We start from the raw sequence: 18,429 nt of genomic DNA on the forward strand, positions 1-18,429 counted from the left end.
GAAGATGGATTCCGAGACCTCACAGGCTTCCCAGGCACCCCGTTCGCCCCAGTCACCTCACACCTTCCAGGTCGACCTGCGTGGTCTGGTGGACCTGCTCTCCCACCATCTCTACTCCAGTCCCAAGGTGTATCTGCGCGAGCTGCTGCAGAACGCGGTGGACGCCATCACCGCCAGACGCGCGGCGGAGCCCGACGCCCCCGCCCGGGTGCGGTTGTACGCGGAGGGCGGCGCCCTGCGGGTCGAGGACACCGGCGTCGGGCTCACCGAGGCGGACGTGCACAGTCTGCTCGCCACGATCGGACGCAGTTCCAAGCGTGCCGAGGGCCTTCAGGAGGCCCGCTCCGACTTCCTCGGGCAGTTCGGCATCGGGCTGCTGGCCTGTTTCGTCGTGGCCGAGCGGATCCGGGTCGTCAGCCGCAGCGCCCGTGCGCCCGGGGAGCCGCCCGTGGAGTGGACGGCCCGGGACGACGGTTCGTACACCGTGCGGACGCTGCCGGACGCCGAGCGCCCCGAACCGGGCACCACCGTGCATCTGGTGGCCCGGGCGGGGGCGGCGGAGTGGCTCACGCCCGAGCGGGTCGCGGCCCTGGCACGAGACTTCGGGTCGCTGCTGCCGTACGACGTCCGGGTGGGCGGCGAGGCGGTCACCGACCTGCCCGCGCCCTGGGACCGTTCGTATCCGAGCCCGGCGGGTCGCCGCGTCGCCCTCGCCCGGCACTGCCACGACCTGTTCGGCTTCACGCCGTTGGACACGATCGACCTGGCCGTGCCGCTGGCCGGCATCCGCGGGGTGGCGTATGTGCTGCCGTCGGCGGTCAGCCCGGCCCAGCGCGCGGGTCATCGCGTGCACCTCAAGGGCATGCTGCTGACCGAGCGGGCCGAGCAGCTGCTGCCCGACTGGGCGTTCTTCGTGCGCTGTGTGCTCGACACGGACAGTCTGCGGCCGACGGCCTCGCGCGAGTCGCTGTACGAGGACGAGACCCTGGCCGCCGTACGGGAGGCGCTGGGCGAGCGGATCCGCGGGTGGCTGACGGGCCTGGCGGCCGGTGATCCGGAGCGGCTGGCCGCGTTCCTGTCGGTGCACCACCTGGGTGTGAAGTCGCTGGCCCGGCACGACCGCGAGATGCTGCGCACGATGCTGCCGTGGCTGCCCTTCGAGACGACCGACGGGCGGCTGTCCCTGGAGGAGTTCGCGCAGCGGCACCCGGTGGTGCACTTCACGCGGACCGTCGAGGAGTACCGGCAGGTCGCGCCGATCGCGTCCGCGCAGGGCATCGGCGTGATCAACGGCGGCTACACGTACGACAGCGAGCTGGTGGAGGCGTTGCCCTCGGTGCGGCCGGGGACCGTGGTCGCCGAGCTGGACGCGGACACGGTGACCGCCCATCTGGACGCGGTCGACCCGGCCGAGGAGCTGGCCCTGTCGGGCTTCCTCGCGGCGGCACGGGCCCGGCTCGACCAGCTGGGCTGCGATGTGGTGCTGCGGGCCTTCAACCCGCTCTCGGTGCCCGCGCTGCACCTCGACGACCGGGACGCCCGGCACGAACAGGCCCGGGCCGACGCCGAGGCGCAGGCCGACGACCTGTGGGCGGGCATCCTCGGCTCCCTGCGCGGCAGTGCTCCCCGCGCGCGTCTGGTGCTCAACCACCTCAATCCGCTGGTCCGGCGGATCAGCGCGCTGCACGACCCGGAGCTGATCGGCACGGCGACGGAGTCGCTGTACGGGCAGGCCCTGCTGATGGCGCAGCGGCCGCTGAGGCCCGCCGACTCGGCGCTGCTCAACCGCGCGTTCATCGGTCTCCTGGAGTGGGCCACGCACAGCGAGGACGGTCAGGCATGAGTGAGATCACCGACTTCGACGCCCTGCGCCGGGCGATGGCGGAGAACTCCGACGAACCGGAGGGGCCCGCCCGCAACGCGCGGGCGGAGGAGCTGCTGACGGCGGCCGAGAAGCTGAACGTGCCGCTCGCCGTGATCGAGGCGCTCGGGCACCAGCTCAAGGTCTACAACTACAGCTCCGAGAAGGGGAAGATGTTCGTCCCCTTCGCGCGGCTGCTGCGCCTGTGGGACGAACACCCCGAGGACTTCGACGAGTACGAGACGCACTCGCTGCACTGGGTCTTCAAGTGGGTGTCGTCCGGCATGCTCGACCAGCCGCACATCCCGCTCGCGTCGATCGAGAAGTGGCTCGGCGAGATGGAGCACCGCTACCGGCTCGCCGGGCACTCCGAGCGGGCCGTGCGCGGCGCCGAGCACAGCGTGGCCGCCCATGTCGGGGACGTCGCGCGAGCCGAGCGTGCGTACGCCGCGTGGCTGGCCGCCGACCGGGACGCCATGGCCGACTGCCACGCGTGCGAGCTGCACGGGCAGGGCTGGTGGCAGGCGGAGCTGGGCCGGGACGCGGAGGCCGTGGAGCTGTGGCGGCCGGTGCTGGAGGGCGAGTACGCCTGCGCCCACGAGCCGCACACGGCCCTCGCCTCCTCCCTGGTGCCGCTGCTGCGGCTGGGCCGCCTCGACGAGGCCCGCGCGCACCATCTGCGGGGCGTCCGGCTCGTCCGGGCCATGGAGAGCATGCGCGGCGCCTACGCGGAGCACGTGGAGTTCTGCGCGCTGACCGGGAACGAGGCGCGCGGACTCGAACTGCTCGCGGAGCGGCCCGCCTACTTCACGGACGACGGGCAGCCGCAGAGCAGGCTGGACTTCATGAGCGTGGTGGCCCTGCTCATGGACCGTCTGACCGGACTCGGTCTCGGCGACCGGCAGGTGCCGGGCCCGCCCGGCCGGGAGTGGACCGCCCGGGAACTGGCCGCGCACGCGCGTGCGGAGGCCCTGGCGCTGGCGGCGCGCTTCGACGAGCGCAACGGCACGGCCCACGTCAGCGAGCGGGCACGCGCGCGTATGGAGCGGCAACCCCTGGTGGAGCGGCTGCCGCTTGGGGTGCGGTCGGTGCGGACGGTCCCCGCGCCCGCTCCCCCTGCCGTGACGACCGCTGTCACCGCGCGGCCGGACCTGCCGGCCCTGCTGGCCGAGGCGCGGCGGCTGTCGGACACCCTGCGGCCGAACGCCGTGGAGGCGTGGGCGGCGGTCGCCGGGGCGGCGGAGGGCGTCGAGCTGGACCCGCGCGACCGGGCCGAGATCGCGGACCACGAGGCGATGGGCCTCGGCCCGGAGGGTGCCGCGCTCTTCGAGCGGGCCGCCGAGCTGTACGCGGAGGCCGGCGACCCGGGCGAGGCCCTGGCGGCACGCGCGCGTGCGGCGTACGTACGCGCACTCGGGGGCGAGGTGACCGAGGCGGTCGCGGCCGTGGCCGGCCCGTACGACGAGATCCTGGCGCTGTACGCAGCCGACCGCACGGGCCTGCGCCAGACGGCGTCCGTCGTGATGGGCCGGGCCCGGATCCTGATGCGCCGGGCGCACGAGGCCGAGGGGCCCGGGACGGAGGCGGCGCTCGCCGAGGCCGAGGCCGCCGTCCGCGCACTCCTGGCACTCGTCGACGGACGGACCGGCGAGGACGTACGACTGGCCGCGCGGGCCGCCGAGGCGCAGGCGATGCTCGCCGAGCTGGCGGGACTGGCCGGGGACCTGAAGTCGGCCGCGGAGCTGTTCGCGCGGGGCGCGGCGGCGTTCGTCGCGGCCGGGCTGCCCTGGTACGCGGTGGAGTACGAGGCCCGGCTGGCCTCCCTGGCCCACCACCTCGACGACATGGCGGAGGCGGAACGGGCGCTGCGGGCGGCCCTGGAGCACGGCGGGGCCCATCTTGAGGCGCCGGGGAAGGCCCAGCTGCATCTCCAGCTCGCCGAGGTGACCGGCGGCCGGGGCGAGGCCGTGGAGGCCGCCGAGCACGCCCTGCAGGCCGCGCACTGGGCCGACGAGGCGGGCGAGAGCGCCACGCTGGGTGCCTGGGCACGGCAGCAGCTCGGCGGGTTCCTGCTGCGGCAGGAGCGGTGGGCCGAGGCCGCCGAGGTGCTGGAGTCGGCGCTGCCCGACCTGACCGCCGAGACACACGGCGACGGGGCGGTCGTGCAGACGCGGTGGTGGCTCGGCGACTGCCTGGGCGAACTCGGCGAGCACCGCGCGGCGGCCGAACAGCGCCTCCAGGCGGCCGAGATCGCCCGGCACTGGCCCGAGCAGCACGACCACGCCACCCTCGCCCACCTGGCCGGTGAGTCCCTCGGACAGGCCGGGCTGGCCGCCGAGGCGGACCGGGCCTACGCGCGTGCGGGCGACCTGTGGCGCGCACTCGGCAACACCCATGGGCTGGTCCGCTCCCTGCGCGCCCGCGCCTGGCTGGCGTTGCACGAGCCGGACGGACGGGAGGAGGCACGCGGCCTGATGGCGAGCGCGGTCCGGGAGTGCGAGGCGGCGCGGGACACGGCCGCCGACGAGGAGTCCCGGTTCCGGCTCACAGCCGAACTCGGCCACACCCACCGACAGTTCGGCGACCTGCTGGCCCGCTCCGTCTCCGAGGACGTCGAAGACGCCTCGACCCGGGACGTGATCGAGGCGGCCCTGTCCCAAGTGGTCCGGTCGGTGGAGGTGTTCGCCTCTCTCGGCGACGGCGCCCTGCACAGCCGCACCGGCGCCGAACTGGCCGCGGGCTGGCTGGAGGCCGACCTGGGCCGCCCCGCCGAGGCCACCGCACGCGCGCGTACGGTGCTGGCGGCGTACGAGGGACACGACGGCCTCGACGACGCGGAGGCCGCCGAGGACCAGGAGGTACGGGCCCGGCGGGCCGAGGCCGGGCACCTGCTCCGGTCGGTGGCGGAGCGGCAGGGGTGAGTCGCCGGCCTGCCCCGCGCCGATCCGGGCCTACTCCACGCCGATGAGGAGCAGGGACCCCTGCCGTCCGCCCCGGTAGACGACCGTGTCGACGGCGAGGTACCCCTCGCGGACCCGGCCCTCCAGGTGCTCGGCGATCGCCTCGGGGGCCTCGTCGCCGAGCACCAGGGTGACCATCTCGCCCCCGGCCGCGAGCATCCGGTCCAGGACGGTCCCGGCGGTGGCCGCGACGTCCGTGCCGATCACGGCCACGTCGCCGTCGATCAGGCCGAGGACGTCGCCGGCCTGGCAGATGCCGGCCATGGTCCAGGACTGGCGTTCGGCGACGGTGACCTCGGCGTAGCGGGTCGCTCCGGCCGCCGAGGTCATCGACACCACGTCCTCGTCGAAGCGGCGCTCCGGCTCGTGCACGGCCAGCGCGGCGATGCCCTGGACCGCGGAGCGGGTCGGGATGAGGGCCACGCGGATGCCCTCCGTACGGGCCTGCTCGGCCGCCGCCGCGGCGGTGTGACGCAGCTCGGCGTCGTTGGGCAGCAGCACGACCTCGCGCGCGTGGGCCCGCCGTACGGCCTGTACGAGCTCTCCGCTCGCGGGCGGCTCCCCGGGGCGTGCGAGCACGGTGGTCGCGCCGGACTCGGTGTACAGCCCGGCCAGGCCCTCGCCGGGCACGACGGCCACGACGGCGCGCTGGGCGCGTTCCCGGGGCGGCCGCTCGGCGCCGGTGGTGTGCACATCGCCGGCGCCGAAGTGCGTGATGCGGATCCGGTAGGGCCGCCCGGCCTCGATGCCGGCCTCTACGGCGGCGCCCGCGTCGTCGACATGGACATGGACGTTCCACAGCCCGTCGCCGCCGACCACGACGAGGGAGTCCCCGAGAGCGTCGAGCCGCCCCCGCAACCGCGCCACGGCCGCGTCCTCGGCCTCCAAGAGGTAGATCACCTCGAAGGCGGGGCCGTCCTGGTGCGCCGTGGCGGTGCTGTCCGCGCACTCGCCCTGCGCGGGACCGTCGGCGGGCTCCACGCGCGCGTGGAGATCACGGGGGTCCTCATCCGGGCCGGGGCGCAAGCCCACCGGCTCCTCGGCCACCACTGCCCCGGCAGCCGCCACTCCCCCGGACGCCCTGGCCCCCGGCAGGCTCACCACACCGGCCGCGACCACCCGGGGCGTCTCCCCCGTGAACGTCTCCACCAGCGCCCCGAGCACCGCCACCAGCCCTCGCCCACCGGCGTCGACCACCCCGGCGCGTTCCAGGACGGGCAGCTGGGCCGGGGTCGCGGCGAGGGCCGTGCGCGCTCCCTCATAGGCCGCCCGGGCCACCTTCCCGCAGTCGCCCTCGGCACCGTCGGCGGCGTCGGCGGCGGCCGAGGCGACCGTGAGGACGGTGCCCTCGACGGGGTGGGCCACGGCCTGACGGGCGGAGTCGGCCGCGTGCCGCAGGGCGAGCCGCAGGCCCGGGCCGTCCGCGTGGGCGGCCTCGTCGTCGGCCAGCACCTGGGCCATGCCGCGCAGTAGCTGGGCGAGGATCGTCCCGGAGTTGCCACGGGCGCCGATGAGCGCCCCGTGCGCCATCGCCCGGGCGGCATCGGCGAAGGTCGGCCCCTCGGGATCCGACCCCGCCGCATGGCCCGCGAACACCGCCTCGACCGCCGCGACCGCGGACTCCACGGTCAGATACAGGTTCGTGCCGGTGTCCCCGTCCGCCACGGGGTAGACATTGATCGCGTCGATCTCCTCACGCGCCCGCCCCAGGGTCTCGAGAGCGAGACCGCACCAGGTGCGCACCGCGAGAGCATCGAAGAATGTCTGCGGCACCTGCGCCACCGCGCCTCCCTCAGCTGCTGGACGTGGCACGCAGCGTAGTCTCCGGGGCGGTCCTCACCGGAAGCGGGCCAGGTGGGAACACGGCCCGGCCATGGTAATTTCGTTGTCCTGGAGCAGTCGTTGTATGCTGCTCCGGTTGCCCGATCCCAATCGGGCCATTCCCCTGGCAACGCCACTCAGACTCCTAGATTCTGATCCCGGCATGCCGGGATCAACCGTAAGTGCATCTGAAGTCTTTGGAGTGACCCGTGGCTGCCAACTGCGACGTCTGCGGCAAGGGGCCGGGCTTCGGCAACAACATCTCGCACTCGCACCGCCGTACGCCCCGTCGCTGGAACCCGAACATCCAGCGTGTGCGTACCGTGGTGGGCGGGACGCCGAAGCGCGTGAACGCTTGCACCTCGTGCATCAAGGCCGGCAAGGTCTCGCGCTGACGCTCAGCTAGCGCGCGGCCACTGCTGGTTCGCTTACAGAGCCGGTCCACCTGAGGGTGGACCGGCTCTTTGCCGTGCCCCTTCGCTCAGGCCCCGGCCCGGAACCGCCAGCCGTGATCCACCGGCCCGATGCCCCCGCCGAGCGCGAAGCCGGCCGCGACGGCCCCCGTGACGTACTGCTTGGCCGCCGTCACCGCCTCCGGCACCGACCGCCCCTTCGCCAGCCCTGAGGCGATCGCGGAGGCCAGCGTGCAGCCCGTACCGTGCGTGTGCCGGTTGTCATGGCGCGGGGCCCGCAGCCAGTGCTCCTCGGAGCCGTCGGTGAGCAGATCGACCGCGTCCCCGGGCAGATGCCCGCCCTTGATCAGCACCCAGCGCGGCCCATAGGCGAGCACGGCCGCCGCGGCCCGCCGCAGCTCCTCCTCCGACTCGACCCGCACCCCCGTGAGCTGGGCCACCTCGTCGAGGTTCGGGGTGGCGACCGTCGCCACCGGCAGCAGCCTCGTACGGACGGAGTCCAGCGCCGAGGCGGCGAGCAGGGAGTCGCCGTGCTTGGAGACACCCACCGGGTCGACGACCGCCGGGGCGTCCGTCCCCGCGAGCAACTCGGCCACCGCCTCCACGAGTTCCGCGGAGGCCAGCATGCCGGTCTTGACCGCCTGGACGCCGATGTCGTCGACGACACTGCGGTACTGGGCCCGCACGGCCTCCACGGGCAGCTCCCAAGCGCCCTGCACGCCGAGGGAGTTCTGCGCGGTCACCGCCGTGACGACGCTCATGCCGTGCACGCCGAGCGCGAGCATCGTCTTCAGGTCGGCCTGGATGCCCGCGCCTCCGCCGGAGTCGGAGCCCGCCACCGTAAGGACGTTGGGGATCATGTCTCTATGTCTCCGAAGTGGTCCCAGCCGCCCTTGCTGGTCCACGGCGCTCCGTCGACCGTGACCTGGGGCAGCGCCGAGGGGTTGAGGACCTCGCCGATGACCTTCCAGCGGGCGGGCAGCTTCACGTCCGAGGGGAACGTCGCCACGATCGCGTGATCCTCTCCCCCGGTCAGCACCCACTGCATGGGGTCGACGCCGACGGCCTGCCCGATGTCGTTCATCTGGGTCGGGATGTCGATCGCCCCGGAGCGGATGTCGATCCGCACCTTGCTGGCCTCGGCGATGTGCCCGAGGTCGGCGATCAGCCCGTCGCTCACATCGCACATCGCGGTCGCCCCGAGCCCGGCGGCGGCCGGACCCGCGTGATAGGGCGGCTCGGGACGCCGATGGGCCTCCACGAACGCGCGCGGCGAGCGGAACCCCCGCGACAACACCGCGTACCCGGCCGCCGACCAGCCCAGCCAGCCGGTCACCGCGACGAGGTCGCCGGGCTGCGCGCCCGCCCGCGTCACGGGCTCCTGGTTGCGCAGATCGCCGAGCGCCGTGATCGACACCATGATCGAGTCGCCGCGTACGACGTCACCGCCGACCACGGCCGCGCCCGCCACCTGGCATTCGTCGCGCAGGCCGTCCATCAGCTCGCTCGGCCAGGTCACCGGCAGTTCGGCCGGGACGACCAGACCGAGCAGCAGCGCGGTCGGTACGGCGCCCATGGCGGCGATGTCGGCGAGGTTCTGCGCGGCGGCCTTGCGGCCCACGTCGTAGGCCGTCGACCAGTCCCGGCGGAAGTGCCGGCCCTCCACCAGGATGTCCGTACTGGCCACGACCCTGCGGTCGGGCGCGGCCACCACGGCGGCGTCGTCGCCGGGGCCGACCCGGACCGCCGGGGTGGTGGTCAGACGGGAGGTGAGCTCCCTGATGAGCCCGAACTCACCGAGCTCACCAACAGTGCCCTTCATCGCCCTCTCTCCCCTTCTGTCCCTGTGCATGCCCGGTCGCGAGGCAACTGGGGCCTCGCTACGGTCGAAGTGACCGTCATGTTCTGCCGGACCCGGGCCCCGGCGCGCAAGACCCGGTCCCCACGGGTCTCCCCGTGGTGAGCGGCGACGCGATACCGTGGCGTTCCTTTTCCCCACATGATCCTCGTGGCCGCCCTGGAGGTTCCGTGGTACAGGCGTACATCCTGATCCAGACGGAGGTCGGCAAGGCGTCGACCGTCGCCGAGACGATCAGCAAGATCCCTGGGGTCGTCCAGGCCGAGGACGTGACAGGACCGTACGACGTCATCGTGCGGGCCCAGGCCGACACCGTCGACGATCTCGGTCGCCTGGTGGTCGCCAGGGTCCAGCAGGTGGACGGCATCACCCGCACCCTGACCTGCCCGATCGTCCATATCTAGCCCCCGTCTACCCTGTGCCGGTGAACTCTTTCCGTCACCGGCACCGTTTTGTCTTCCGCATGTTCCGCCTGCCCGCTCTCGCGCTGTTGATCACTGTCGCGGGCTGCTCCTCAGCAGACGACAGCGCGTCGGCGGCGGTTCCCAGTCCGGGCGCCAAGGCCACCGAACTGTGCCGGAACCTGGACAAGGTACTGCCCGCGAAGGTGGACGGTGAGCGCCGCGAGGATCCCGAGCCCGCGTCGGCGCTGACGGCGGGCTGGGGCAGCCCGGCGATCATACTGCGCTGCGGTGTTCCGCAGCCGCCGAAGATGGTCGATCCGAAGGTGGCCGACGGACGTGATCCGGACGCGGTCGCCGGGGGTGTGAACGGGGTGGACTGGCTGATGGAGGAGCGCGGCGACGGGGGGCATGTCTTCACCACCGCCAACCGGGAGGCGTACGTGGAAGTACGCGTGCCGGACGGGCCGGACACCTCCGGGGTGCTGATCGATCTGGCCTCCGCAGTGAAGAAGGCGATCCCCGAGGGGATCGCCTCCTGACCTCTCCGGACGCCTCCCGCGACGCGCGGTCGCCTCAGCGCAGGCCCGTCGAGCGGCGCAGCGCCGCCTGCACCAGGCGGTCCACCAGCTCCGGGTAGGACACCCCGCTCGCCTGCCACATCTGCGGGTACATCGAGATGGGTGTGAAGCCGGGCATCGTGTTGATCTCGTTGATCACGAACTCGCCGTCCTCGGTGAGGAAGAAGTCCGCGCGGACCAGGCCCTCGCAGGACGCCGCGTCGAAGGCGCCGACCGCCAGACGCTGGACCTCGGCCGTCTCCTCGGGCGTCAGCGGCGCGGGCACGATCCCCGGCGTCGAGTCGATGTACTTGGCCTCGAAGTCGTAGTACGCGTGCGCCTCGGGCGTGGGGATCTCGGCCGGGGCGGAGGCCCGGGGGCCGTCCTCGAACTCCAGGACGCCGCACTCGATCTCGCGGCCCCGCAGCGCGGCCTCCACCAGGATCTTCGGGTCGTGGCGCTGGGCCTCGGCGATCGCCTCGTCGAGTCCGGAGAGGTCGTCGACCTTGGTGATGCCGATCGAGGAACCGGCGCGCGCGGGCTTCACGAACAGCGGCCAGCCGTGCTCGCCGGCGAAGTCGACGATCTTCTTGCGGGCGGCGGTCTCGTCCTGCTCCCACTCACGCGGGCGGACCACCACGTACGGGCCCACCTTGAGCCCGAAGGAGGTGAACACCCGCTTCATGTACTCCTTGTCCTGGCCCACGGCCGAGGCGAGCACACCCGAACCCACGTACGGGACACCGGAGAGCTCCAGAAGGCCCTGGAGGGTGCCGTCCTCGCCGTACGGGCCGTGCAGCACCGGAAAGACCACGTCGACCTCGCCGAGCGCCTTGGGAACCGATCCCGGCTCGCTGTAGACGACTTCGCGGTTGGCGGGGTCGACCGGGAGGATCACGCCGCCCTCGTCGGACTCGGCGAGCGCGTCGACGCTCGGCGGGCGCCGGTCGACGATCGCCATCCGCTCCGGTTCGTCCGCCGTGAGCGCCCAGCGGCCGTCCTGGGTGATGCCGATCGGCAGGACGTCGTACTTGGTCCGGTCGATGGCCTTGAGGACGGCGCCGGCGGTGACCACGGAGATCCCGTGTTCGGAGCTGCGCCCGCCGAACACGACGGCCACACGCGGCTTGCGAGGCGGCTGCTCGGGGCTCTGGGGGAGGTTCTCGGTGCTCATATCGGGTTGAGAGTACCCGTTGGTAGGACTGGGATACAGCGCCCCCGGCGTCGCGTCGCTCAGCGTCGTTCGGGCTTCGCGCTGCGCGACATCAGCTCCTTGAGGGCCACCACCGGAGGCTTGCCCTCGTGCACGATGTCCACGACCGTCTCGGTGATCGGCATGTCGACTCCGTGCCGCCGGGCCAGATCCAGCACCGACTCGCAGGACTTGACGCCCTCGGCGGTCTGCTTGGTGACCGCGATGGTCTCCTGCAGGGTCATGCCCTTGCCGAGGTTGGTGCCGAAGGTGTGGTTGCGGGACAGCGGCGAGGAGCAGGTGGCCACCAGGTCGCCCAGGCCCGCGAGTCCGGAGAAGGTCAGCGGGTCGGCGCCCAGGGCCATGCCGAGCCGGGTCGTCTCGGCGAGACCGCGGGTGATGAGCGAGCCCTTGGCGTTGTCGCCGAGGCCCATGCCGTCCGCGATGCCGACGGCCAGCCCGATGACGTTCTTCACCGCGCCGCCGAGTTCACAGCCGACGACGTCGGTGTTGGTGTACGGGCGGAAGTACGGCGTGTGGCAGGCGGCCTGGAGCCGCTGGGCGACGGCCTCGTCGGTGCAGGCGACCACGGCGGCGGCCGGCATCCGCGCGGCGATCTCCCGGGCCAGATTGGGCCCCGTGACCACGGCGATGCGCTCCGGGCCGACCTTGGCGACGTCGTCGATGACCTCGCTCATCCGCATCGCGGAGCCGAGTTCGACGCCCTTCATCAGCGACACGAGGACCGTGTTCGGGGCGAGCAGCGGGCTCCAGTCGGCGAGATTGCCGCGCAGGGTCTGCGAGGGGACCGAGAGGACCGTGAAGTCGGCGTCCGCGGCGGCTTCCGCGGGATCCGTGGTGGCCCGTACGTTCTCCGGCAGCTCGACGCCCGGGAAGTAGTCGGGATTGGTGCGGGTGGAGTTGATGGCCTCCACGAGCTCCGGACGGCGCCCCCACAGGGTGACCTCGCACCCCGCGTCGGCGAGCACCATGCCGAACGCCGTACCCCACGAACCGGCGCTCAGCACCGCCGCCTTGACCGGCTTGCTCACTTGCCCAGCCCCTCTTCCTGCGCCGACTGCACCGACTGCACCGATTCCTGCCCGCCCCGCTGTGCCTGCGCCTGGGTGCGGCGCCGCTGTTCGACCCGCTCCCGGCGCGGGTCGTAGGGCGTGGCGGGCGCCTTCTCCCCGCGGATCTCCTCGAGCTGACAGGTGACGGCGGCCATGATGACCTCGGTGGCTTCCTTCAGCAGGTCCGCCGTCATCTCCTGGTCGTAGAACCGCGAGAGGTCCACGGGCGGTCCGGCGAGCACGCGGTGCGTCTTGCGCGGCAGGAGGTGCGGCTTCTTCGCGTACGGCGGCAGCAATTCGTTGCAGCCCCACTGGGCGACGGGGATCACCGGGCACTTGGTCTCCAGGGCGACGCGCGCCGCCCCGGTCTTGCCGGTCATGGGCCAGCCCTCCGGGTCGCGGGTGAGCGTGCCCTCGGGATAGAAGGCGACGCATTCACCGCGGTTCACGGCGTCGATCGCGGCCCGGAATGCGCTGAGCGCGTCCGTGCTCTCGCGGTAGACGGGGATCTGCCCGGTACCTCGCATGGCGGCCCCGACGAATCCGCTCTTGAAAAGCCCGCTCTTCGCGAGGAATCGCGGAACGCGCCCGGTGTTGTACTGAAAGTGCGCGTAAGCGAAGGGATCGACGTGCGAATTGTGGTTCACCGCGGTGATAAATCCACCATCAGCCGGAATGTGCTCGATTCCGCGCCAGTCCCGCCTGAGCAGAACCACCAGCGGCGGTTTGCAGATCACCGCGGCGAAGCGGTACCAGAAGCCGATTCTGCGGCGGGGCACGCGGACACCTTCCTCTAGGGCCTGGAGCGGGGGCCACCGGGGGGCCGCACAAGTGTCGCCCCAGGCCGCCGGTCTGTCGAGAACACCGTACGCCCCGACCTGCCCGCCGCCCGAGGCCCCGGGTGACAATGACCGCGACAAGAGAGGGACGGAACACCTGTGCAGTGGACGTTGGTCGTACCCCTGAAACCCCTGGCCCAGGCCAAGAGCAGGCTTGCGGACACCGCGGACGACAGGCTGCGGCCGGGCCTGGCGCTCGCCTTCGCCCAGGACACCGTGGCGGCCGCGCTGGCCTGTCCCGCGGTACGGGATGTGGCAGTCGTCACGGACGACGCCCGGGCGGGCCGTGAGCTGGCCGTACTCGGCGCCGCGATCATCCCCGACGAGCCGGGAAGCGGCCTCAACGCCGCTCTCGCACACGGGGCGCGGATCATACGGTCCACTCGCCGGGAAAGTCCGGTGGCCGCGCTCAACGCCGATCTGCCGGCACTGCGCCCGCCGGAATTGACCCGGGTACTCGACGCGGCCGCTGAATTCCCGCGCGCATTTCTCCCGGACGCGGCCGCTATCGGAACGACCCTGCTGGCCGCTGCCCCGGGCCGTGAATTGCTCCCGGCCTTCGGCACCGATTCCCGGGCCCGGCACCGGGCGTCAGGGGCCGTGGAACTGGGCCTCGCCGACGTGGATTCCGTACGCCAGGACGTGGACACCGGCGACGACCTGCGCAACGCGCTGGCCCTGGGGGTCGGTCCTCATACGGCCGCGGCCGCCGCGCGGTTGCTGATCCCCGGGCAGTAGGCTGCGGCCATGCAGGCGACCGCGTACACGTACGACCCCGAAAGCCGCAGCGGACAGGTTCTTCTGGACGACGGCACCCCGGTGCCCTTCGACGCGCCGGCGTTCGACGCGGGGGGTCTCAGGCTGCTGCGCCCCGGGCAGCGCGTGCGTATCGAGGTGGAAGGCGCGAAGGACGACCTCAGGATCACTCTGGTGACGCTGCAGACCCTCTGACCTCTGCTTGAGCGGGCTTTTGAACGACCTCTGCGCGAACACGCCGCGGGCCGGACTCCATGTGGGAGTCCGGCCCGTCGCGTGAGTGACCCGGTGCCCTTACTTCTTGCGGGCGGTGGTCTTCTTGGCGGTGGTCTTGCGCGCCGTCGACTTCTTGGCGGGCGCCTTCTTGGCCGTGGCCTTCTTCGCCGGGGCCTTCTTGGCGGTGGTCTTCTTCGCGGCGGTGCTCTTGGCGGTCGCCGTGGTCTTCTTGGCGGGCGCCTTCTTCGCCGTCGTCTTCTTCGCGGCCGCCGTCTTCGTGGTCGCCTTCTTCGCCGTCGTCTTCTTGGCGGTGGTCTTCTTGGCGGCGGCCTTCTTCGCGGTCGCCTTCTTCGCGGCGGCCTTCTTGACCGTCGCGCCGGCACCGCCGGTCAGGCTGCCCTTCGGCGCCTTCTTGACCGAGACCTCGCCACCGCGCGGCAGCTTCTTCGAGCCGCTGACCAGGTCCTTGAAGCCCTGACCCGCACGGAAGCGCGGAACGGAGGTCTTCTTGACCCGAACCCGCTCGCCCGTCTGGGGGTTACGGGCGTACCGGGCCGGACGGTCGACCTTCTCGAACGAACCGAAGCCGGTGACGGAAACCCGCTCACCCGAGACGACCGCGCGGACGATGGCGTCCAGTACGTGGTCGACAGCATCGGCGGCCTGCTGGCGGCCGCCCATCTTGTCGGCAATCGCTTCTACGAGCTGCGCCTTGTTCACGTCTTCCCCTTCGGAGACATCGCCAGAACGAATGTGTTCAAGCTTTTTCGCACGTTAGGCAGATATATACCGCAAATCAAACACGAAACGGGCTTCTCACCCTTGTGCCGCAACGAACTCGACGGTGTCGTCCGGTTCAGCGTTCCTCGTCGGGGAGACGTCCCTCGTCGAGGTCCGCGGTGAACCGTTCCAGCCGCCTTGCCGCGTCGGCGAGATCGTGCTTGGCCGCGGCCGTAATGACCAGCAGCTTCCGGGTCAGCGCCATCCGTACGCCCTCCGGGACTTGCAGTGCGCGCACCCTTGCGTGCGCTTCCTTGAGTTGGTCCGCGACTGCCGCATAGAGCTCGAGTTGGCCGTCGTGTTCCATGCACAGATTGTGCCATCTGGGGCGAGTTGTCGCCTGCGCAGGGGACAACTACCGCCGCAAACGGCCTTCCTGGCACGCGCGGAAGTCACGGCTGTACACCTCGCGTACCCCGGCAACCACCCGCATAACGTGGGAAGTTGAGCGTCACCCTCCGGGCGGACAGGGCCGTTCGGGTGCAGACACGGCTGTACCCCCGATCGGGCTGATCGGGGGTACAGAGGGGGTGTTGCGGTGGCCGAAAGTCGCCTTGTTCAGAGGCGCCGCACCGTGCTCGGGATCAGAGCTGGATCGTCTGCGGCTTGAACACGGGACGCTTCGCCTCGTACGCGGCGATGTCTTCCTCGTTCTGGAGGGTGATCGAGATGTCGTCGAGGCCGTTCAGCAGCCGCCAGCGAGAGTTCTCGTCCAGCTCGAAGGAGGCGGTGACGCCCTCGGCGCGCACCTCGCGGGCGACCAGGTCGACGGTGATCTCGGCCTGCGGGTCCTTCTCGGCGAGCTCCATCAGCGCGTCCACGATCTTCTGCTCCAGAACCACCGTGAGCAGGCCGTTCTTGAGCGAGTTGCCGCGGAAGATATCGGCGAAGCGGGAGGAGATCACGGTCTTGAAGCCGTAGTTCTGCAGCGCCCAGACGGCGTGCTCACGGGAGGAGCCGGTGCCGAAGTCGGGGCCGGCGACCAGGACGGTCGCGCCCTGCCGCTCGGGCTGGTTGAGCACGAACGACTCGTCCTTGCGCCAGGCCTCGAACAGCCCGTCCTCGAACCCGTCGCGCGTGACCTTCTTGAGCCAGTGGGCGGGGATGATCTGGTCGGTGTCGACGTTGCTGCGGCGCAGCGGGACGGCCCGGCCGGTGTGGGTGGTGAAGGCTTCCATGGTTCTCAGACTCCAGCGGGCGTACGGTCGTCGGCGGACAGGTCGGCCGGGGAGGCCAGGTGGCCGAGGACGGCGGTCGCGGCCGCGACCTGCGGCGACACCAGGTGCGTCCGGCCGCCCTTGCCCTGCCGGCCCTCGAAGTTGCGGTTGGAGGTGGACGCGGAGCGCTCACCCGGGGCCAGCTGGTCGGGGTTCATGCCCAGACACATCGAGCAGCCCGCGTGCCGCCATTCGGCGCCGGCGTCCTTGAAGACGACGTCCAGACCCTCGGAAACGGCCTGCAGACCGACCCGCGCGGAGCCCGGGACGACCAGCATCCGTACGCCGTCGGCGACTTTGCGGCCCTTGACGAGCTCGGCGGCCGCGCGCAGGTCCTCGATGCGGCCGTTGGTGCAGGAGCCTACGAAGACGGTGTCCACCTTGATGGAGCGCAGCGGCTGCCCGGCCTCCAACCCCATGTACTCCAGGGCCTTTTCGGCGGCGAAGCGCTCCGATGCGTCTTCGTACGAAGCAGGGTCGGGGACGGACGCCGAAAGGGGTGCGCCCTGGCCGGGGTTGGTGCCCCAGGTGACGAACGGCGCCAGCTCGGTGGCGTCGATGACGACCTCGGCGTCGAACTCGGCGTCCTCGTCGGTCCTGAGCGTCTTCCAGTACTCGACGGCCGCGTCCCAGTCGGCACCCTCGGGGGCGTGCGGGCGGCCCTGGAGGTACGCGAACGTGGTCTCGTCGGGGGCGATCATGCCCGCGCGGGCACCGGCCTCGATCGACATGTTGCAGATGGTCATGCGGGCTTCCATCGACAGCTTCTCGATGGCCTCGCCGCGGTACTCCAGGACGTAGCCCTGGCCGCCGCCGGTGCCGATCCGCGCGATGATCGCCAGGATCAGGTCCTTGGCGGTGACGCCGTCGGGCAGCTCGCCGTTGACCGTGATCGCCATGGTCTTGGGGCGGGACATCGGCAGCGTCTGGGTGGCCAGCACGTGCTCCACCTGGGAGGTGCCGATGCCGAACGCCAGCGCGCCGAAGGCGCCGTGCGTGGAGGTGTGCGAGTCGCCGCAGACGACGGTGGTGCCGGGCTGGGTCAGGCCCAGCTGGGGGCCGACGACGTGCACGACGCCCTGCTCGACGTCGCCCAGCGGGTGCAGACGCACGCCGAAGTCGGCGGCGTTCTTGCGCAGCGTCTCCAGCTGAACCCGGGAGACCGGGTCGGCGATGGGCTTGTCGATGTCGAGGGTGGGGGTGTTGTGGTCCTCGGTGGCGATGGTGAGGTCGAGGCGCCGGACCTTGCGGCCGCTCTTGCGCAGACCGTCGAAGGCCTGCGGGCTGGTCACCTCGTGCAGCAGGTGCAGATCGATGAAGAGAAGGTCGGGCTCGCCCTCGGCGCGCCGGACGACATGGTCGTCCCAGACTTTCTCCGCGAGTGTCCTACCCATCGCTGTTCCCTCCGGCCGACGACGATCCGCCGGCCCAACTAGAGATCTTGAGGAGGCGGGCCCGCGCCCCTGGATTCCGGGCATCCGCCGCCAGGCCCGTACGTCACGGGCCGTTGTGACTTCGTGTCTTCAAGAGTGGCGGGTTCCACGGAAAATTGAACTTGCGTTTCACAGAGTGAGACGCGAGTATCGTTTCATGGACAACAGTAGCGGCGTCGGCGTTCTGGACAAGGCGGCCCTCGTCCTGAGCGCTCTGGAGTCCGGTCCGGCCACCCTCGCGGGCCTGGTCGGCGCTACCGGACTGGCACGACCCACGGCCCACCGCCTGGCCGTGGCCCTGGAACACCACCGCATGGTGGCGCGCGACATGCAGGGCCGTTTCATTCTCGGCCCTCGCCTGGCAGAACTCGCAGCGGCGGCGGGTGAGGACCGTCTCCTCGCCACGGCCGGCCCGGTGCTCACGCATGTCCGTGACATCACGGGCGAGAGCGCGCAGCTCTACCGCCGCCAAGGCGACATGCGGATCTGCGTGGCCGCGGCGGAGCGTCTGTCCGGACTGCGGGACACCGTCCCGGTCGGTTCGACGCTCACGATGAAGGCCGGCTCCTCGGCACAGATCCTGCTGGCCTGGGAGGAGCCGGAGCGGCTGCACCGGGGTCTGCAGGGCGCCCGCTTCACGGCGACGGCCCTGTCGGGCGTACGGCGCCGGGGCTGGGCCCAGTCGATCGGCGAGCGCGAGCCGGGCGTCGCGTCCGTCTCCGCGCCGGTGCGGGGGCCGTCGAACCGGGTGGTGGCGGCCGTCTCCGTCTCCGGGCCGATCGAGCGTCTGACCCGTCACCCGGGGCGGATGCACGCCCAGGCCGTGATCGACGCCGCCGGGCGCCTCTCCGAGGCGCTGCGACGCACTGGCTGAACCGACGGGGTGTTCTCGGGGAAGGTCGGCCTCAACGCCGCGGCAGGCTTTTCCCCGACCAAGCGCCATGACAGGGACGGTTTCGTCGTCGGGTGCGGGCCCGGAAGTGGTTGCTCGCGCAGTTCCCCGCGCCCCCAAACGACAGGGCATACGAAAAGGCCCCCCACCGAAGTGG

Annotated in this window: 18 protein-coding genes; 8 read left to right on the forward strand and 10 right to left on the reverse strand. The window is 71.8% G+C overall.

From position 1 onward, the window contains the following. Positions 1–4: 4 nt before the first annotated feature. Together KJK29_RS09740 and KJK29_RS09745 are read left to right on the forward strand one after the other, a co-directional pair. Entirely contained in the window at positions 5–1,843 is a 1,839-nt protein-coding gene (locus KJK29_RS09740; protein WP_215118315.1) for an HSP90 family protein, read from the forward strand. Further along, positions 1,840–4,782: a tetratricopeptide repeat protein gene (locus KJK29_RS09745; protein ID WP_215118316.1), complete on the forward strand. Its 2,943-nt coding sequence runs from the start codon at positions 1,840–1,842 to the stop codon at positions 4,780–4,782. The genes KJK29_RS09740 and KJK29_RS09745 overlap by 4 nt, the downstream gene beginning before the upstream one ends. Before the next feature lie 30 nt (positions 4,783–4,812). Here KJK29_RS09745 and KJK29_RS09750 read toward each other — a convergent pair whose 3' ends face one another. Next, on the reverse strand, positions 4,813–6,603 hold the full coding sequence (locus KJK29_RS09750) for a DAK2 domain-containing protein (RefSeq protein WP_215118317.1): 1,791 nt from the start codon (positions 6,601–6,603) through the stop codon (positions 4,813–4,815). Between the two features lie 248 nt (positions 6,604–6,851). Between KJK29_RS09750 and rpmB the strand changes: the two genes are divergently transcribed. Then, the gene (rpmB, locus tag KJK29_RS09755) at positions 6,852–7,037 is read left to right on the forward strand and encodes a 50S ribosomal protein L28 (protein ID WP_004924906.1); all 186 of its coding nucleotides are present in this window, start codon (positions 6,852–6,854) and stop codon (positions 7,035–7,037) included. Positions 7,038–7,123: 86 nt separating this feature from the next. Here rpmB and thiD read toward each other — a convergent pair whose 3' ends face one another. Both thiD and KJK29_RS09765 read right to left on the reverse strand, forming a co-directional pair. Next, a complete protein-coding gene (gene thiD / locus KJK29_RS09760) occupies positions 7,124–7,915 on the reverse strand; it encodes a bifunctional hydroxymethylpyrimidine kinase/phosphomethylpyrimidine kinase (RefSeq protein ID WP_215118318.1) in 792 nt (263 codons plus the stop codon). Continuing rightward, the gene (locus KJK29_RS09765) at positions 7,912–8,877 is read right to left on the reverse strand and encodes a thiamine-phosphate kinase (RefSeq protein WP_215118319.1); all 966 of its coding nucleotides are present in this window, start codon (positions 8,875–8,877) and stop codon (positions 7,912–7,914) included. The genes thiD and KJK29_RS09765 overlap by 4 nt, the downstream gene beginning before the upstream one ends. A 206-nt stretch (positions 8,878–9,083) precedes the next feature. On the opposite strand from KJK29_RS09765, the gene KJK29_RS09770 reads away from it, so the two are divergent. Both KJK29_RS09770 and KJK29_RS09775 read left to right on the forward strand, forming a co-directional pair. Beyond that, complete coding sequence (locus tag KJK29_RS09770; RefSeq protein WP_215118320.1) at positions 9,084–9,317, forward strand: Lrp/AsnC family transcriptional regulator; 234 nt, start codon at positions 9,084–9,086, stop codon at positions 9,315–9,317. A 20-nt stretch (positions 9,318–9,337) separates the two neighbouring features. Beyond that, entirely contained in the window at positions 9,338–9,856 is a 519-nt protein-coding gene (locus tag KJK29_RS09775) for a DUF3515 domain-containing protein (protein ID WP_370869125.1), read from the forward strand. A 34-nt stretch (positions 9,857–9,890) separates the two neighbouring features. Here the strand turns inward: KJK29_RS09775 and KJK29_RS09780 are convergent, their stop codons facing one another. The 3 genes from KJK29_RS09780 to KJK29_RS09790 are packed head-to-tail and all read right to left on the reverse strand — an operon-like array spanning position 9,891 to position 12,918. Then, positions 9,891–11,048, reverse strand: coding sequence for a D-alanine--D-alanine ligase family protein (locus KJK29_RS09780; RefSeq protein WP_215118321.1), 1,158 nt, complete (start codon positions 11,046–11,048; stop codon positions 9,891–9,893). A 59-nt stretch (positions 11,049–11,107) separates the two neighbouring features. Further along, positions 11,108–12,118, reverse strand: a complete 1,011-nt coding sequence (locus KJK29_RS09785; protein ID WP_215118322.1) for an NAD(P)H-dependent glycerol-3-phosphate dehydrogenase — start codon at positions 12,116–12,118, stop codon at positions 11,108–11,110. Beyond that, entirely contained in the window at positions 12,115–12,918 is an 804-nt protein-coding gene (locus KJK29_RS09790) for a lysophospholipid acyltransferase family protein (RefSeq protein ID WP_215118323.1), read from the reverse strand. Before KJK29_RS09790 ends, KJK29_RS09785 begins: the two co-directional genes overlap by 4 nt. A gap of 159 nt (positions 12,919–13,077) precedes the next feature. On the opposite strand from KJK29_RS09790, the gene cofC reads away from it, so the two are divergent. Next, the gene (cofC, locus tag KJK29_RS09795) at positions 13,078–13,716 is read left to right on the forward strand and encodes a 2-phospho-L-lactate guanylyltransferase (RefSeq protein ID WP_215118324.1); all 639 of its coding nucleotides are present in this window, start codon (positions 13,078–13,080) and stop codon (positions 13,714–13,716) included. Positions 13,717–13,725: 9 nt separating this feature from the next. Then, positions 13,726–13,929 carry a hypothetical protein gene (locus KJK29_RS09800; protein ID WP_184598572.1) on the forward strand — a complete coding sequence of 68 codons (204 nt, stop codon included), beginning with the start codon at positions 13,726–13,728 and terminating at the stop codon, positions 13,927–13,929. Positions 13,930–14,028: 99 nt separating this feature from the next. Here the strand turns inward: KJK29_RS09800 and KJK29_RS09805 are convergent, their stop codons facing one another. The 4 genes from KJK29_RS09805 to leuC all read right to left on the reverse strand — a co-directional run bounded on the left by KJK29_RS09805 (position 14,029) and on the right by leuC (position 17,341). Continuing rightward, positions 14,029–14,670, reverse strand: a complete 642-nt coding sequence (locus KJK29_RS09805; RefSeq protein WP_215118325.1) for an HU family DNA-binding protein — start codon at positions 14,668–14,670, stop codon at positions 14,029–14,031. A 136-nt stretch (positions 14,671–14,806) separates the two neighbouring features. Beyond that, complete coding sequence (locus tag KJK29_RS09810; RefSeq protein ID WP_215118326.1) at positions 14,807–15,037, reverse strand: SCO5555 family protein; 231 nt, start codon at positions 15,035–15,037, stop codon at positions 14,807–14,809. Positions 15,038–15,314: 277 nt separating this feature from the next. Beyond that, entirely contained in the window at positions 15,315–15,908 is a 594-nt protein-coding gene (gene leuD / locus KJK29_RS09815) for a 3-isopropylmalate dehydratase small subunit (RefSeq protein ID WP_215118327.1), read from the reverse strand. A gap of 5 nt (positions 15,909–15,913) precedes the next feature. After that, positions 15,914–17,341, reverse strand: coding sequence for a 3-isopropylmalate dehydratase large subunit (gene leuC, locus KJK29_RS09820; RefSeq protein WP_215118328.1), 1,428 nt, complete (start codon positions 17,339–17,341; stop codon positions 15,914–15,916). Between the two features lie 196 nt (positions 17,342–17,537). Between leuC and ndgR the strand changes: the two genes are divergently transcribed. Next, entirely contained in the window at positions 17,538–18,254 is a 717-nt protein-coding gene (ndgR, locus tag KJK29_RS09825; protein WP_184598579.1) for an IclR family transcriptional regulator NdgR, read from the forward strand. Positions 18,255–18,429 lie beyond the last annotated feature (175 nt).

This window comes from Streptomyces koelreuteriae (assembly GCF_018604545.1).
In the GTDB taxonomy this organism is placed as follows: domain Bacteria; phylum Actinomycetota; class Actinomycetes; order Streptomycetales; family Streptomycetaceae; genus Streptomyces; species Streptomyces koelreuteriae.